A 17,636-nucleotide genomic window follows, 5' to 3' on the forward strand; every position below is an offset into this window, starting at 1 on the left:
CAGAGCCAGGGCCGTGTCCCGATCGAACAGGTCCGTCGCGAACTCCAAGGTCCCCTCGACACCCTCGTCCACCCCGGACTCGCGCAGGTCCAGGGTGAGGTCGAACTTGGCCGACCCGGGTGGACGAAGCGTGAGTTCCATCTTGGTCCCTGGCAGCTCCGTGCTCGCCTCGGTGTTGTTCTGCAACACGAGCATGACCTGGAACAGAGGATGGTGACCGCCGGAACGTTCGGGTGCCAGCGCCTCGACCACCCGTTCGAAGGGCACCTCCTGATGCTCGAAGGCGGCCAGGTCGGTCTCCCTGACCTCTTCGAGCATCCGTGAGAAGGAAACATCCCCCTCCACCCTGGTCCGCAACACCAGGGTGTTGACGAAGAAACCGACCAGATCATCCAACGCGGGATCCTCACGACCCGCGACGGGGGTGCCGATGGGAATGTCCTGTCCCGCCCCAGAACGCGACAGCGTCACCGCCAACGCCGCCTGCAACACCATGAACAGGGTCACCCCATGAGCTGCGGCCAAAGCCTTCAGCTCACCATGCAACCGCCCGGAAAGGTCGACATCGACCGTCTCGCCCCGATACGAGGCCACGGCCGGGCGTGGCCGGTCGGTCGGCAGGTCCAGGACCTCAGGCGAGCCGGCAAGCCGTTCACACCAATAGAGAAGCCGCGTATCCGATGTCCCGGCCGTCCCATCGAGACCATTGAGGGACTCCCGCTGCCACAACGTGTAGTCAACGTATTGGACGGTGAGCTCGGGTCGCCCGGACCAATCGGGTTCGCGCCCGGCCAAACGGTCACCGTAGGCGGCGGCCAGATCGTCCATGAGCGGCCGCATCGACCAGCCGTCCCCGGCGATGTGGTGCAGTACCACTACGAGGGTGGACTCGTGGTGTCCGGTGGTGATCGACCACGCGCGAATGGGGAGTTCGCGTTCGAGGTCGAACGCATGGCCCACAGCGTCTTCGATCCGCGCCTCCAGGGCCGCCTCGTCGGCTTGGACGACCTCCAGTTCGGGGGACCGATCCAGGACGCACTGGTAGGGCTCACCCTCGTGTGAGGGGAACACCGTCCGCAGGGACTCGTGTCTGCGGACGACGTCGCCAAGGGCCTCTCGCAGGGCACCGTGGTCCACCGGACCGGTCAGCCGCAGCGTGATGGGGACGTTGTAGGTGGCACTCGGCCCCTCCAGACGGTGGAGGAACCAGAGCCGCCGCTGCGCGAAGGAGAGCGGAACACGTTCGGGGCGCTCGGCCCGAACCAACGCGGGGCGTTCCGGGCCCTGGGCGCAGGAACGGATCCTGTCGGCCAGGCCCGCCACAGTCGGTGCGGTGAACACCTCCCGGAGGGCGATCTCCGTGTTGAAGAGCCCGCGTACGCGGCCGACCAGCCTCGTGGCGAGTAGGGAGTCGCCTCCCAGGTCGAAGAAGGAGTCGTCCACGCCGACCCCATCGAGGCCCAGGATGTCTCCGAACACCCCGCAAAGGATCTCCTCGTGGAGGTCACGGGGTTCGCGCCCGGCTGAGACCAGGGTACGTTCGGGTTCGGGCAGAGCGCGCCGATCGAGCTTGCCGTTAGCGTTGAGGGGCAGTTCGGTGAGCACGACCACCGCGGAGGGCACCATGTGGTCGGGCAACACGGAACTCAGGCCGGACCGTAGATCGACCGGCTCCGGTCGGGCCGCCTCGGCCGGAACGACGTAGGCGACCAGTCGCCGGTCCCCCGGTCGATCCTCACGCACCACCACGGCCGCCTTGGCGACCCCGGAAAGCGCCATCAGAGCACTCTCCACCTCTGCGGGCTCGATCCTGAACCCTCGTACCTTCACCTGGTCGTCCACACGGCCCAGGAACTCCACCTCTCCTCGGTCGTTCCATCGAACGAGGTCGCCGGTGCGGTACATCCGCTCTCCGGTACCGGCGAAGGGGTCGGGGAGGAAGCGTTCGGCGGTGAGGTCGGGACGGCCCACGTAGCCGAGGGCGAGCCCGTCGCCGCCCACGTAGAGTTCGCCAGGGACCCCGGCCGGGACCGGACGCAGGCGTTCGTCCAGCACGTAGGAGGTGCGGTGGGCGATGGGAGCACCGACCGGCACCAGGGTTCCGTCGACCATGGTGACCTGGTACGAGTGGGTGAAGACCATGCTCTCCACCGGCCCGTATCCGTGTTGCAGCCGGACGGCGGGACGGGTCTCCAAGAACCTGCGCATGTGTTCCACGGAAGGGGCCTCGCCACCGGTGATCACCTGGCGAAGACCTTCGAAGACCTCCGGGTTCTCATCCAAGACCAGGTTGAAAAGGCCCGCCGAGAGCCACATCGAGGTCACGCCGTGTTCCGCGCACAATCGGGCCATGAGCGCCGGTTCGGGTTTTTGGCCTGGTTGCAGGACGCACGGGGAGCCGTGCAGCAACGCCCCCCAGAACTCCAGAACGAAGGCGTCCCACGAGACCGGCGCCGTCTGCAACCAGACCTGTTCCGGACCGAAGTCCAGGTAGTCCTGTCCCAGCAAGGTGGACACGATCGCGCGGTGCGGTGCCACGACGCCCTTGGGCTCACCCGTCGAACCCGACGTGAACATGACGCAGGCCGGTGCGTCGGGCGAAACGGCCACCCCGAGGTCGTGAAGGGCCTGGGTTCCGATCCGCTCGTGTTCGGCGTCGAGGAGGATCGCGCGCGACTCCGCGGGGACTCGTTCAGCGAGTCTGCGCGTAGTCACCACCGACCGCACGTCCGCCACACGGACCATGGTGGCCAGGCGCTCGTCGGGGAAGGCCGGGTCGAGGGGAACGTATCCGGCACCGGTCTTGAGAACCCCGATCAGGGCTTCCGCGAACCCCTCGCCCCTTTGCAGGAGGACGCCCACCAGGTCGCCGGGGCCCATACCGAGCTCGCGCAGGTACCGCGCGAGGCGGTTGGCCCTGGCGTTCAGTTCTCCGTAGGTGAGGCAGGCTCCGGTACCGGGCAACGCCACGGCGTCGGGATCGGTTCCCGCCCGAGCCTCGAAGATCTCGTGGACGGTCTGGCCCGTGTCGGCCGACCACGCACCGACCCCGAACTCATCGAGGATCCGGTGACGCTCCTCCTGCGTAAGGAGGTCGAGCTCGGCGATCGGTGTCAGCGGTGCCTCGCACAATGCGTCGAGCAAGCGAACGAAGGAGTCCGCACGGCGTTCCAATTCCTCGGGCGTGAAAACGGCCGGGTTGGCGTCGAAGTCGATGTGCAGGGCCCCGCCACGACGGCGTTGCAGGACGTCGATCCGTAGTTCCTCGATGGGGCCTTGGAAGATGTTGTGCGGTTCGCACGCCAGATCACCGAAGTCGACGTCGTAGTCGAACGACATGATGTTGATCAAAGGACCGAATTCCCGTGGGGCCCTGGGAGTCTGTCCCAGGAGCCTGCGGGTCGCGGCCACGGGATGGCGTTGGTGCGGCAGACACGCACGCAGGGTCGCGGCGACATCGCGTGCCACGTCCGAGACGGGGGCGGATGGGGAGACGTCCAGTCGCAACGGGATGACGTTGGAGGACATCCCGGGGGTCCTGCGGGACAGCTCCGTGGTCCGGGCGGCCACCGGCAGGCTCAGGAGGATGTCGTTCTCCCCCGTCCACTTGTGGGTGTAGACGGCGACCGTGGCCATGAGGAATTGCTTCCATCCGGTTCCACAGCGCCGTGCCACCTCCCCGATCCGGGCCGTGGCCTGCTCGTCCATGACGCGTGTGGCCCGGATGTAGTGGCGACCGGGTGCCTCGCGGCGGTCGGTGAGCGCCGTGTGGTGGGGTGCGCCTCGTAGGTAGCCCGACCAGTACCGGGTGTCGGCCTCACGCTCGGAGCCGTCCACGTAGGCCTCGGCCTCATCGAGCAACTCCAGGAAGGAGCCGGGCGAAGCGCCCACCTCGGCTCCGGTGGTCTGAGCGGAGTACAGCTCGGCCACTCGACGCGCCAAGAGCATGAAGGTGTAACCGTCGACCAACAGATGGTGGGCTCGCTGGAACCAGAGGTAGTGTTCCGGTCCCAAGTGGAAGAGGGTGTGGGCGTACAGGTTGTCACGAGTGGGGTCGAGCGGTACGGCCAACTCTGCGCGCATGAGTTCCAACGCGGCCGCCATGGGGTCGGGCGCCTCCCGCAGATCCACCCTGGCCATGGGGTGGCTCAGGCCGGGATCGATCCTTTGTGCCGGCCCTTGGTCGGTGTCGACGAAGCGCGTACGCAGGATTTCGCTCTCACGCACCACGGCGGCCACGGAGCGCTCCAGCGCGGCGGCGTCCACCGGCCCTCGCATGTCGTAGTACTCGCCGTTGTTGAGCATCGGACTGTCCGGGGCGGACTGGTGGATGAACCAGAGTCCACTCTGCGCTTCGCTGAGCGGTCGGTATCCATCGAAGTCGCGGAGCATGGTTCTTCCTTCTTCCTTCGGCACGTCTGTGGGGGTCACGTGAGCGGCGGTGGCGACCCGCACCGGGGGTCACGGGTCGAATCGAGGATCAAAAGACGGGTCGCGGGTCCGATGCGATCGGAGTCGGCCATGGGGACGGAGGGAGGGTGACGTCCTCGGGTTCCAGGTCCCCGATGGCGTACTTGCCGAGCGCGCTGATGAGGAGAGCCGCTTCCAGCCGGAACGCGGAGACCAGATTGGCCAGACCGTTCTCGGGGTCCTCGTCGGCAGCGATGAGGGCCGCCCGGCCCAGGCCGACGGCGTCGGCCCCCAAGGCCATCGCGGCCACCGCGCGCCCGGCCTCCCACATGCGCCCCGAGACCAGGAATGTGCCCCGGTCGGTTCCCGCTCGGGAGGGGTCGGCATGGGTCGAGCCGATCCGGCGTACACACTCGTGCAACGGCAGTCCGACCCGGTCGAGGAAGACCGACGGTGCCCAGCCGGACCCGCCTTCGGCTCCATCCACGGTGACGGCGTGCGCCCCGGCCTCCCACGCCATGCGAGCGGCCTCGGCCACGTCGCGTCCGGGAGGGAGCTTCACCCAGACCCGGGCTCGAGGGAAGTTGTTGCGCATGAAACGGATCTGTTGGTCGAGGATCTCCTCGGTGAAGGTGCCCGGGGTAGAACTGCGCAGCCACAGGTCGTCGCCAGGACCCGAGGCCTGGTCGACCTGGTGAGTGGCGGCGTAGCGTCGCGCCTCATGGGCGTCGACCAATGTCAGTCCACCCAGCCCCGGCTTGGCTCCCTGTCCGACCTTGAGTTCGAATCCCAATCGGCCCGATTCGAGCAGCGGAGTGACGGAGGGGTCGGAGTAGACCCGATTCCAGACCTCGGCGTCGGCATCCTCCGTGCTCTGTTGCACGACCACGCCGCCCAAGCCTTCGGGTAGGGCGGCCGTGTAGGAGGCCAAACGGCCGAACAGCGAGGATCCCGTGCGCAGGCCTTGGCCGGCGACGACGTTCTCACCGACGACCATGGGAATCCCCAGGGCCCCGGCTTGGGCCCCCACGACCAAGGCCAGGTCGGCGCCGACCTGGGTGGAGCCGAAAGCGGATACGTACAGTGGGCAGGGCACGTCGAAACCGCCGATCCGTGTGCTCAGGTCGACGTCCGAATGCAGCGGCTCCCCAGCGAGATCGATCAGCTTCTCCAGGCGCCGGGGCATGAAGACCGGTGGTATGAGGCGTGCGAGGTCGAGGGGGTCACGAGCGGAAACCGTGTCGGCACGTGCGCCGATCACCGCTCTCCCGTAGGCGCCTTCGTCGAGGAAGACGGCCCGTGCACCTTTGCGCGCACGGTCACGGACGGCTTCCTCCGGGAACCCCGGAGCGTGCAGGGCACTCATGCCGACACCACCCCTGGAAGCTTGGGGTAGGCGGTGACCTGCCACAGGGACTCGGTCCTGGTGAGGTAGCGCAGCACGCGCTGCAACCCCATGCCGAACCCCGCGCTCGCGGGGATACCGCGTCGGGCCTCCTCCAGGTACCAGCCGTACTTGGCGGGGTTCTCGCCGCTTTCCCTGATGCCCTTCACGATGGCCGCGTAGTCGGACTGGCGTTCGCTGCCACTGACCAACTCGCCGTACCCGCCATGGGCCAGCAGGTCGAAGTTGCGCAGTACTCCGGGACGATCGGGGTCCTCGCGGTCGTAGAAGCCGCGTGACCCCTTCGGGTAGTCGGTGACGAAGAACGGACGATCGTATTTGCGGGAGAGGACTCGTTCCGCTTCCCAGTCGATCTCGCTCCCGGAGTCTTGGGAGTGCCCGTAACCGCTCAGATCCGCCACCGCGTCGGTGTGCGTCCTGGTCTCGAACCCGCCTTGGAGCAGCGCCGAGAAGAAATCGATATCGCGCCCCAAGGAAGCCAGGAGGTCGGGTACCCCCTCCGTCACGTGCCGGACGATCGCGATGAGAAGATCGGCGGCTTCGTTCTTGGCTTCCTCCCGGGAGGCTCCGGCGATCTCCACGTCGATCTGGTGGAACTCGAAGAGGTGGCGACCGGTACCAGCGGTCTCCAAGGGTTCGGCCCGAACGTTCGGCGCGATGTAGAAGAGGCGGGGGAACCCGCGCAACGACACCTGCTTGTACAGGATTGCGCTGGTCATGAGCTTGTAACGATGACCGTAGAAGTCGACATCGAGCTGCTTGGCGCCCCTGCCGCCGGGATCGGTGACCGGTCCGGTCAGCGGTGACAGAAGCTCCACGAAACCACGGGAGCGCAGGTGCTCCCGAACCGCGAACAACACTTCTTGCTGGATGAGCATGATGTCGCGGGTGGCTGGAAGGGACAGGTGGTCTCCCAGGGGCGGCGGGACGGAGATGGCCGCTGCGGGGACGCGTGCGTGCATGGTTCCTCGATTCATAGGTCGGCCGCGTGAAGAGTCATCCCGGCAGCACGATTCCGAGCCTTGGTGTCGTAGAGCCGTTCCACGTGGTGCAGCATGAAGAGCAGGTCGTCCGTGGCCAGGCGCTTCGGTGCCGCTGTGGACGGGGCTGGACTGATGGGCATGTTTCCGGTGGTGAGCCACTGCAGACGCCCGTACCGGTCCAAGTAGCTACGGGTCGATCCCCGGTTGTCCGGATGCAGGCAGAAGGGCAGGTCGAGTACCCCCTTCGCGAAAGCGCGTGGTAGGGCTCGACCAACGTCCTCGGAGATGGTGAGCACGGCTTCGACCAGCGCGCTCGCCTGCGCGAGCACACTCGTGGACCGAGGCCGTTCTTCGGCTCGGCTCGTCTGGGCCCCCACGGAGGCGCCGGCCTCCAGAGCGCGCACGTTCTCCTCGATGGTGGGGATGCGGTGCGCCTCGGCCTCGGTCTTGACGATGATCCGTGCGGCTCCGGCCCGCATGGCTGTTCTGACCGCCTGCTCGGAGAGCATCGCGGCTCCTGCCGAGGTCCGGGGGAACACCCCCATGTAGGTATAGAAGACCACGTGCCACTGGGCGTCGGGAAGGTAGAGCGAGGCCAAGGTCCTGAGAGCGTGTACCGCCTCCTCGTCCTGTGCGGGGTCGGTCTGCTGGGCGTAGCTGAGGGAGACGCTGCGGATACCGTGCTGGACGAAGAAGATCCCTTCCAGGAGACTGAGCGCGACCAGCAGACCGGGAGGACAGAGCTGGCCGAGCATGCAGCCACCGAAACTCTCCAGGTGGGGGTGGAAGTCCTCCCCTGCTGCCTCCGCCAGTAGTTCGGTGCTCTCCACCCAGTTGTCCACGGCCTCGAAGATGGGGGTGCGACCGTAGGGAAGGCAGTAGGAGACCGGGCCCCCTTCGGTCGCTCCCAGACCCAGTCCGACAAGGGCGCGGAAGATGTCCTGCGGGCGTGAGGACCCATGTCGGACCTGTACGGGAAAGGCCGGTCCGTGGACGTCTCGGAGCATTTCCAGGCTCCTCGACCGCGGATGGACGACAATGGGATAGCCGTTGAGCCGTATCCCCTCCTCCAACGCCCGTTCGGCGGCTTCGTGGTTACCGGTGCGGGTGTAGCTGTCCAGGGTCAGGGTGCCGACCGTGGTGGCATCGGCGTCCTTGGTGCCGATCAGACCCATGCGCATGAGATCGGGGTCGCAGAACCCCATACGAGGCTGCACGACCAGGCGGCCGGCCTGGTTCGCCTCTTCCACGTAGTCCCCGAACGAGATCCCTTCTGAACGCCTCACGCCGCCGCCCGCAATCCTTTTTGCGTAACGAATTCTTTGAACTTGTCGAGCTCATCCTCGGCGAAGACGGCATCAAATCCTGCTGCAATGAGTCGGCGACTGAAGCCAACGTCGCGCACCCCTTCGACCCCGAGTTTTCCACCGACCACCAGAGGTACCCTTTCCAGCCCTGGAACGAACCGAAAGTGTTTTATCAGGGACATAGCGTCATTAAATCCGTGCCCGTTGACACTGCTGATGACGACCAGGTCAGGGCGGTTCTCTAGGCAACTCTCCACCAACAAGGACTCCTTCACACAGGCACCGATATTGATCACCTCGTGCCCCATTTCCTCCAAAAAAAGCTGCATGAATATAAGATTCCAGGTGTGAGAATCTGAAACCGTACTCGAGATGATTGATCTCGGGGTGAATGTTCGAATGCCGTCACTCGTCATGGAATACTCCTCGCCAGTGAACCGAACGCCCACTGGTCCACCTATCGTGCAGCGAACGTACTCTCTCGGACCACACGAAAAGGGAAGTGCGATAGGCAGATTGGGCGGCGCAATGCCGTACTGCCGCTCAACAGGAGGCTTCCACCGCTCCTCGTTCGGCCGATTCCATGTGAAGGGGTCTCAACGCCCGCACGAGGTTCAGCAGATGCACGCGGGCGCGCCCGGTGGTTCGGTCGCATCGCACTATTCCGCGCACCATGAGGGCATTCAGCGCACGCCCGCACTCGGCCAGATCGAGTCCTGCGATGCGGGCGAGCCCATCGGCCTGTTCACCCTCAGGGGTGGCGGACAACAGATCGAGCATGGTGCGCTCGTGGGAGTTGGCCGGTTCACTCTCGGCCCGCAGCTCCGCGGCCAGATCCACTTCGGCACCACTGAGTGGACACAAGAAGGGGATCGGGTCCTTCCTGAGGCATTCGAGCAGGGTGGCGGGATCGTACAAGGACAACCAGGTCGCGGCGCGAACCACCGCACCGGGGAGGTGGTCCAAAACCGCGCAGATCCGCGTCAGGTGCCGTATGTCGTCCGTGTTCGCGGGTGTAGTGGACCAGACCTCGTCCGAACACCGGATGAGGAGCTTGAGCGACATCTTCGGCTCCAACGCGGCAAGCGGGAACACTCGTTCACCGGGGATCTCGTGCGGGCGGGGAGCGACGGTGAGCACCCGCAGTCCGGGGCACGAACGCAAAAGATCAGCCAGCGCGCCCTGGCTGAGAGGTCCGTTCCGAGGCCGGTTCAGAACCAACAGGACCGGGTCGGAACCTAGTTCCTCGAAGATCTCCTCGCTTCCGTCTCTTGCGCTTTCCCCATAGACGAGAGAGACCGCGCTCTCCACCACCTCCTTTGACGGCCCTTGCTGTCCGAAGGAGAAGGCCACGGGCTCGTCAGCGCTCGCCCAGAGCACCGGAACGCCGGACGATCCATGAAAATGCTGCGCTACCTCCGCGACGAAGTGCGTCCGTCCCGTCCCCGGGACGCCGGTGACGGTCACCAGACGAGACCCGGGCGAGGCCAGCAGCAGACTCAAAGAGCCGGCTTCCGTTCCCCGACCGACGAGCGGCGAACACCATGGGGCAGGCAGGGCGACGCTCGCCCCCTCCATCCCAAAAGGGTGTCCGTACGGCCGACTCGCGCATTCCAGTAGTAGGGAGGTGTCCTCGTCGTTCAGCCGGAGCGCCTCGGTCAGCAGGCGGGCGGTCACCTTGCGGGGATGCCGAGCCCTGCCGTGCTCCAGGTCGCGAATGGCTCGAACACTGATGGTGGAGAAATCAGCGAGTTCCTGCTGGGTGAAACCCATTCGGGTCCGATGGTGACGGAGCAGGTCACCGAAGGAGGGGCTCTGGTGCGCGTCCAGCATGGGGGGTGGGACCTTTCCTGACGCCGGTCTCGGACGAACACCATGTTCGTTATCTCCGCTATCTCCAGCGCATCCCCACAGAAACCCCCGCCCCGATGGCGCGGCGCGAACCTCCCGAACCGCACCCTCTCCAGAGCAGGGCCAGGTATGAACGATCCGGCTGGTGAAAGCCGCTCCTCCACACCCGGGATAGTCACGTGATAAAGAAACCATTATCTACGCGAAGCCACCTGCTTTTCATACCCAAAACCATTCACCGAGAGCGACGAAATAACCACGTTTTGCTCTCCGGGCCGTCAAGGACTCGGCCGTGGTGGTCCTCGCTCCTGGTGTTCCTCACCGCCCCGGTCCGGTGGGAAGGACCGAACGGACCGGCTCCCTACCTCGGCCGGGGAGAAGTCTTCCTTCCTCGGTTTCGGAACCGTTCACACCGTGAACGCGTCATAACCCCCGACGAGCGCTCCTCGGCCACGGATCCCCGCCGCCGCCCCCGCCTCCCGGTGTCGCACGTCTCGCCACCCACGCCACTCGCAGAAAGAGATCCCCACGTGTTGCTGAGTGCCCCCGCGACCGGTCAGGAGGCGGCCGACGCGGCCTTCCTGACCATCGGTGTCGCCCTCGCCGTCGGTATCGTCATCCTCCTGGCGCTACTGCTGATGGTGAGCAGACTGTTCCGCAAGGTCGAACAGGGCAAGGCCCTGATCATCTCCAAGGTGCGCGACGTCCACGTCACCTTCACCGGCGCGATCGTCCTTCCGGTCCTGCACAAGGCCGAGGTCATGGACATCTCGCTCAAGAGCCTCACCCTGGAACGGGGCGGACGCGAGGGCCTGACCTGCAAGGACAACATCCGCGCCGACATCACGGTGTTCTTCTACGTCCGGGTCAACGAGACGGCCGAGGACGTCAAGAAGGTCGCGAAGGCGATCGGCACCGAACGCGCCAGCGACCAGGACACCCTCCAGGAGTTGTTCAACTCCAAGTTCTCCGAGGCCCTCAAGACCGTCGGCAAGCAGTTCGACTTCGAGGAACTGTTCACCCACCGCGAGGAGTTCCGCCAGGCGATCGTCTCCCTGATCGGCACCGACCTCAACGGCTACATCCTGGAGGACGTGGCCATCGACGAGCTGGAGCAGACCCCACTGCACCAGCACGACGCCAACAACATCCTCGACGCACAGGGCATCTCCAAGATCACGGAGCGCACCGCCAAGGAGCACAAGCGCACCAACGAGTTCGAGAACGACCGCAAGAAGGAGATCGACCGCCAGAACACGGAGACCGCCGAGACCCTCGCCGAGCTGGAGAAGCGTCGCGAGGAGGCGGCCGCCAAGGCCAAGCGCGAGATCGAGATCATCCGTGCCCGTGAGGAGGCCGAGACCGCCCGGGTCCAGGCCGAGGAGCGCCTCAAGTCCGAGACCGCCAACCTGCGCACCAACGAACAGCTCGGCGTCCAGCACCAGAACCAGCAGCGTGAGATCGCGGTCGCCGAGAAGAACCGCGAGCGCGTCATCGCCATCGAGACCGAACGCATCGAGAAGGACCGCCTGCTGGAGGTCATCGGCCGCGAGCGCGAGACCGAGCTGAGCCGCATCGCCAAGGACAAGGAGGTCGAGGCCGAGAAGCGCGAGGTCGCCGACGTCGTCCGCGAGCGCGTGGCCGTCGACCGCACCGTCGCCGAGCAAGAAGAGGCGATCAAGAAGCTGCGGGCCGTGGAGGAGGCCGAGCGCCAGCGTCAGGCCATCATCATCCACGCCGAGGCCGAGGCCCAGGAGAACCTGGTCAAGGACATCAAGGCCGCCGAAGCCGCCGAAGCCGCGGCCAAGCACAAGGCGCAGGAGGAGCTCACCCTCGCCGAGGCCCGTCAGCAGGCCGCCGAGCTGGACACCCGAGCCAAGATCCGTCTGGCCGAGGGCCTTCAGGCCGAGGCCGCGGCCGCCGGTCTGGCCGAGGTCCAGGTCCGCGAGCAGGACGCCGAGGCCGTGGAGAAGCTCGGCCGCGCCGAGGCCGTCGTGGCCCGCGAGAAGGCCGACGTCGAGGCCGACGCCGTGGAGAAGAAGCTGCGCGCCGAGGCCGCGGGTCTGACCGACAAGGCCGCCGCGATGGCCGCCCTGGACGAGGTCAGCCGCGAACACGAGGAGTACCGTCTGCGGCTGGAGGCGGACAAGGAGATCCGCCTCGCCGGCATCGACGTGCACCGTCAGGTCGCCGAGGCCCAGGCCGCCGCGATGGCCGCCGGTCTGGAGAGCGCCGACATCAACATCGTCGGCGGCGACGGCGCGTTCTTCGACCGCATGGTCAACTCGATCGGTATGGGCAAGGCCGTGGACGGCTTCGTCAACGGTTCCGAGACCGTGCAGGCGCTGGGCAACGGTTGGCTCAACGGTGAGGGCGACTTCGCCCAGGACATCAAGAACCTGTTGTCCGAGGTCGGTACCGAGGACGTCAAGAACCTCACCGTCTCCGCCCTGTTGCTGAAGCTGATCGCCGCGGGCGGCCCCGAGGCCGGCAAGCTGGACCGACTGCTCGGCACGGCCCGTTCCCTGGGCCTGGACCAGATGCCCGTCAACGCCCTCGCCCCCGTGAAGCAGTGAGGTAGTCCTCCGTGACCGAGGCCCACTCCCAGGAAGCCCCTTCCCAGGAAACACGGCTCCAGGAGACCGAAGGCCCCGGGCCCCAAGCCGAGGACGCGCGGTCGCTGGACGCGGGCACCTACGAGGTGCTCCGCGCCCGGCTCCGCGAACAGACCGGCGAACTGGCCCGGCGGACCGAGGAGCTGAACAACCGCCGGTTGGAGGTGTTCGGTGGCACCGAGCTGACCCTGCTCGGTACCGAACGCATCCGCACCGAACACAACTGTGTGCCCCGCGACATCGTGAGCGTGGGGCGCTCCGTGGGAAACGACGCCGACGGGGACACGATCCTGTTCGGTTACAACGTCTACATCGGCATGCAGAGCACCACGCACGTCCATGACGTGTTCTCCCTGCACCGGTACGAGCACGGTGGTGACTCCTTCACGTTCACCGACGTGCCCGAGGACTCCATCCCCGGGCTGCTCGCCGACGAGCGTTTCAGACAGGGTTTCGAGCAGCTGTACCGTTACTACCGCGACGCCCGTCTGCTCCAGTTGCGCAGGGTCGAGGAACGGTTGCTGGCCGTCTTTCAGACCGGCCCGAGCACGGAGGACGTTCGGGTCCTGAGGTGGTCGATCTCGCCCACCGGCGAGATCGCCTACCTCGACGACCGGGGCGAACGCGACCACGTGTTCCCGCCCTCGCACGACTTCTCCTGGGTGGAGGCCACCCGTGAGGACCACGTGCAGGGGCGACACCCGCACATCTCGATCCGCGACGCGTTGTTCGTCGAGACGGTCGGCGGCGACCTGACCATCAAGATCGAGAACAACACCGAGGTCGGCGAAGGCATCTACAGCGAGCCCGTCGACGAACCGCTGCAGAGCCTCGCCGACGCCGACGTGTTCCACGCACGGGTCGGTGCGCTGATCCTGCTGAAGATCCGCCCCTACAACGAGACCGCCTGGCGTTACCTGGTCTTCAACACGCGCACCAAGCAGGTCGAGCGCCTCGACGGCATCGGCCAATCCTGTCAGCGTCTGCCCGACGACCAGGGCCTGATCTTCCCCGGCGGCTACTACCTGTCCACCGGGGTGGCGCGAACCTTCGACACCGACGTCACCGACCTGGAGTTCGACCGGGTCGTGCGCTCGCCCAACGGCGAGGACGTGTTGTACGTCTTCCACTCGCGGGCGGACGGTCGCAGCCTGCTGCTGCCGTACAACACCATCCGCAAGGAGGTCGCCAACCCGATCGTCTGTCACGGCCACTCGCTGTTCGATGACGGGACCATGACCGTCTTTCGTGACAACTCGGGCGAACCCACCAGAGTTCACCCGATGCAGGTGTGGCGCACACCCTTCGTCTCCGACGTCTACGCCGCCGCCCAGCCCGTGGGCACCGGGCCACTGGAGCGGATCGGCAACGCCGAGCTGGTCCAGGGCGTGTCCGAGTGCCTGTCGGTGGCGCGGATCGCCGAGGACATGCGGCCCTCCACCGAGGTGTTCGAGGCGCTCATCGCCTCCTGCCGCCGGGTCCTGGACCGTTTCCACTGGCTGGGCGAGGAGGAACTGGGAGACCTCGCGTCCCCGCTGAGCGAGGTACGCGCCACCGCGGAACGGGTGCTGGAGGAGTTCGAGACCGTCCAGACCCTGACCCGGCAGGCATCCGAGACCTTGCGGGAGACGGAGGAGAAGGTCACCTCGCTCATCCGCCGCTCCCGGGGCGAGACCCCGAGGTCGGCGCAGGGCTGGGTGGACCGACTGACCGAACTTCGCCGCGCCCAAGGGCAGGCGGCCACGCTGCGCGAGATGCGCTACGTGGACAGCGGCCGCGTCGACGCGGTCGAGGAGGGTCTCGGTGAGGAGATCGCCTCCGCCGGGCGCCGCACCGTCTCCTTCCTCGAACAGGAGGACGCCTTCGACGGCTACCACCGTGAGGTGGAGCGACTGGTCGAGGAGGCCGAGGCCTTGGAGGCGGTCAGCGCCGCCACCACGGTCGGCGAACGCATCGCCGAACAAACCGAGGGACTCCAGGTGGTCACCGAGGTGATCGGTTCCCTGGACATCGGTGACGCCCAGGTGCGCACCCGCATCCTGGAGCGGATCAGTGAGGTGATGGGCGGGGTCAACCGGGCCCGCGCCACGCTGGAATCTCGGCGCAAGGAACTCCTCGCCTTGGAGGGGCGGGCCGAGTTCGCCGCCGAGTTCGCGCTGCTGGGCCAGGCCATCACCGGGGCGATCGCCGCCGCGGACACCCCGGACCGCTGCGACGAACAGCTCGGCCGGATCATGTTGCGGCTGGAGAACCTGGAGTCGCGCTTCGCGGAGTTCGACGACTTCCTCCAGGAACTGGCCGACAAACGCGAGGACGTCTATGAGGCGTTCTCCACCCGTAAGCAGGCGCTGGTGGACGAACGGGCGCGCAGGGCCGACCGCCTGGCCTCTTCCGCCACCCGTGTCCTGGAGGGGGTGCACCGGCGGGTCGCCGGCTTGACCACCCTGGAGGACGTCAACACCTACTTCGCCTCGGACGCGACGGTGACACGGCTGCGCCGCACCGTCGAAGAGATGCGCGAACTCGGGGACACCGTCCGTGCCGAGGAACTCCAGGGCCAGATCCTGGCCGCCCGGCAGGAAGCCGGCCGGGCCCTCCAGGACCGCAGCGACCTGTTCGAGGGCGGGACCGCGGGCGAAACGATCCGGTTGGGCCGGCACCGCTTCGCGGTCAACACCCAACCCATCGACCTCACCCTCACCCCGCACGGCGGACGCATGTCGGTGGCCATCACCGGCACCGACTTCCGGGCGCCCGTCACCGACGAGGCCTTCCAAGAGACCGAGCACCTGTGGGATCGACCGCTGGTCTCCGAGAGCCCCGAGGTGTATCGGGCCGAGTACCTGGCCACGTCGATCCTGACGGCGGCCGAGGAGGGTTCGGACGGGCTGACGCTGGAGGCCCTGCACGAGGCGGAGCTGCACGCCGAGAACGGCGACTCGCTGCTGTCCCTGGTACGCGGAGTGGCGGAGGCCCGCTACGACGAGGGGTACGAGCGGGGCGTGCACGACCACGACGCAGCGAAGATCCTGTCGGCGCTGCTGCGTCTGCGCACCGGCGCGGAACTCCTGCGCTATCCCGGTCAGGCGCGCGCGATCGCCCAGTTGTTCTGGGCTCACGGCGCCGAGAAGGACCGGCGAAGCGCCTGGCGCACCCGTGCCGTCTCCCTGGCCCGGGCCCGGAGCGTGTTCGGTGCGCGCAGGTCGACGGCGATCGACGCCCTGCGCACCGAACTCGCCGAGGCCGTGGACACCTTCCTCACCGAGACCGGGCTGCACCAGGAGGCCGACCTCGACCTGGTGGGCGACTACCTGTTCGAGGAACTGGCGTTGGAGAGCCAGAACCAGCGCGGATTCGTCTCCAGCGCGGGCGCCCGTACCCTGCTGGATCGGTTCCACCGGACCCTGGGCAGCACTCGGGAGACCACCCGCAAGGCCTTCGAGGAGGACCTGCGCGGGCTCGGTGACGACGTGTCCGCCCGTCACCAGCTGGTGACGGCGTGGCTGGAGGCCTACGCCGCCACCCTGGAGGAAGTGGTCGCCCCCGGTGACCTGCCCGAGGCGGCGGCGCTCCAACTGGCCTCCGTGGACCGGTACGAGTCCTCCGCCGCCGTCGAGGAGAGGGTGACGGGGCTGTTGGGGTCCCACCCGAGGATCCAGGAGCGTTCACTCCTGGTGCGGCTGGACGAGATCCTGCCGCGCACCCGCCGGTTCCGGGCCCTGGACGTGCCCGCCTACCGGGACTTCCAACGGCGCCGCAACGAGTTGGTGGCCGCCGAGCGTGAACGCCTGCGTCTGGAGGAGTACAAACCGAAGGTGATGAGCGGGTTCGTCCGCAACCGCCTCCTGGACGAGTCCTACCTTCCGTTGATCGGCGACAACCTCGCCAAACAGTTGGGGGCGGCCGGTGACGACAAGCGCACCGACCAGAGCGGTCTGCTCCTGCTCATCTCCCCGCCCGGGTACGGCAAGACCACGCTCATGGAGTACGTGGCCAGCCGGCTGGGGTTGGTGTTCGTCAAGGTGAACGGGCCCGCGCTGGGGCACTCCATCACCTCGTTGGACCCGGACGAGGCCCCGGACGCCACCTCCCGCCAGGAGGTCGAGAAGATCTCCTTCGCGTTGGAGATGGGCGCCAACACGATGCTCTACCTGGACGACATCCAGCACACCAACCCGGAACTGTTGCAGAAGTTCATCTCACTGTGCGACGGGCAACGCCGGATGGAGGGCGTGTGGGAGGGCCGTACCCGCACCTACGACCTGCGCGGCAAGCGGTTCGCGGTGTGTATGGCCGGTAACCCCTACACCGAGCAGGGCAAACGGTTCCGGATCCCGGACATGCTGGCCAACCGCGCCGACGTGTACAACCTGGGCGACGTGCTTTCCGGCAAGGAGGAGCTGTTCGCGCTCAGCTACATCGAGAACGCGCTCACCTCCAACCCGACCCTGGCTCCGCTGTCCACGCGGGATCGGGAGGACGTCCACACGTTCGTGCGGATGGCCCAGGGTGATGACTCGGTCGGCACCGACCGGTTGAAGCACCCGTACTCGGCGGCCGAGGTGGACCGGATCGTGTCGGTGCTGCACAAGCTGCTGCGCGTTCAACGGGTGGTGTTGGCCAACAACCAGGCCTACATCGCCTCGGCGGCGCAGTCGGAGGAGGCACGCACCGAACCGCCGTTCCAGTTGCAGGGTTCGTACCGGAACATGAACCGGCTCGCGGAAAAGATCGTGCCGGTCATGAACGAGGCCGAGGTGGAGGCCGTCATCGACGACCACTACCTGGGCGAGGCGCAGACCCTCACCTCCGGCGCGGAGGCCAACCTGCTCAAGCTGGCCGAACTGCGCGGGGTGATGACCCCTGAGCAGGAACGACGCTGGGCCGAGGTCAAGGCGGCCTTCCGTCGCGGCAAGGCCCTCGGCGGTGCCGAGGACGACCCGATGACCAGGGCCATCGGCGCGATGGGGCTGCTCGCCGACCGCGTGGGCGAGATCGGCACGGCCATCGAACGAGGCTCACCGAAGTAACCACGGAGTCCGTTAGAAGGCTCGGGCCGCCGCAC

General features: G+C 67.0%; 8 protein-coding genes. 2 read left to right on the forward strand and 6 right to left on the reverse strand.

Annotation, left to right across the window (positions count from 1 at the left end; genetic code table 11):
- The 6 genes from D472_RS0120960 to D472_RS0120985 form a co-directional block, all read right to left on the reverse strand.
- Window positions 1–4,392, reverse strand: a 4,392-nt coding sequence (locus D472_RS0120960; protein ID WP_017606416.1) for a non-ribosomal peptide synthetase, incomplete at its 3' end; no start/stop codon positions are given.
- Window positions 4,393–4,480: 88 nt separating this feature from the next.
- Window positions 4,481–5,776, reverse strand: coding sequence for a glutamate synthase-related protein (locus D472_RS0120965; protein ID WP_017606417.1), 1,296 nt, complete (start codon window positions 5,774–5,776; stop codon window positions 4,481–4,483).
- Entirely contained in the window at window positions 5,773–6,777 is a 1,005-nt protein-coding gene (locus tag D472_RS0120970; protein WP_017606418.1) for an asparagine synthetase A, read from the reverse strand. Before D472_RS0120970 ends, D472_RS0120965 begins: the two co-directional genes overlap by 4 nt.
- Window positions 6,778–6,788: 11 nt before the next feature.
- Window positions 6,789–8,084 (reverse strand): hypothetical protein, encoded by a 1,296-nt coding sequence (locus D472_RS0120975; RefSeq protein ID WP_017606419.1) that lies wholly within the window; start codon window positions 8,082–8,084, stop codon window positions 6,789–6,791.
- Window positions 8,081–8,521, reverse strand: a complete 441-nt coding sequence (locus D472_RS0120980) for a cobalamin B12-binding domain-containing protein (RefSeq protein ID WP_051046043.1) — start codon at window positions 8,519–8,521, stop codon at window positions 8,081–8,083. The genes D472_RS0120975 and D472_RS0120980 overlap by 4 nt, the downstream gene beginning before the upstream one ends.
- A 127-nt stretch (window positions 8,522–8,648) precedes the next feature.
- A complete protein-coding gene (locus tag D472_RS0120985) occupies window positions 8,649–9,938 on the reverse strand; it encodes a helix-turn-helix domain-containing protein (protein ID WP_017606421.1) in 1,290 nt (429 codons plus the stop codon).
- A 548-nt stretch (window positions 9,939–10,486) separates the two neighbouring features.
- On the opposite strand from D472_RS0120985, the gene D472_RS0120990 reads away from it, so the two are divergent.
- Both D472_RS0120990 and D472_RS0120995 read left to right on the forward strand, forming a co-directional pair.
- Window positions 10,487–12,532, forward strand: coding sequence for a flotillin family protein (locus tag D472_RS0120990; protein WP_017606422.1), 2,046 nt, complete (start codon window positions 10,487–10,489; stop codon window positions 12,530–12,532).
- 11 nt (window positions 12,533–12,543) lie between these two features.
- Complete coding sequence (locus tag D472_RS0120995; protein WP_017606423.1) at window positions 12,544–17,601, forward strand: DNA repair ATPase; 5,058 nt, start codon at window positions 12,544–12,546, stop codon at window positions 17,599–17,601.
- Window positions 17,602–17,636 lie beyond the last annotated feature (35 nt).

Source organism: Nocardiopsis alkaliphila YIM 80379 (genome assembly GCF_000341005.1).
GTDB classification, from domain to species: domain Bacteria; phylum Actinomycetota; class Actinomycetes; order Streptosporangiales; family Streptosporangiaceae; genus Nocardiopsis; species Nocardiopsis alkaliphila.

Excerpts from the sequence above, each read along its gene's own strand:
- D472_RS0120970 (WP_017606418.1), bottom strand. The coding sequence starts at position 6,777 with ATGCACGCACGCGTCCCCGCAGCGGCCATCTCCGTCCCGCCGCCCCTG.
- D472_RS0120980 (WP_051046043.1), bottom strand. The coding sequence starts at position 8,521 with ATGACGAGTGACGGCATTCGAACATTCACCCCGAGATCAATCATCTCG.
- D472_RS0120965 (WP_017606417.1), bottom strand. The coding sequence starts at position 5,776 with ATGAGTGCCCTGCACGCTCCGGGGTTCCCGGAGGAAGCCGTCCGTGAC.
- D472_RS0120985 (WP_017606421.1), bottom strand. The coding sequence starts at position 9,938 with ATGCTGGACGCGCACCAGAGCCCCTCCTTCGGTGACCTGCTCCGTCAC.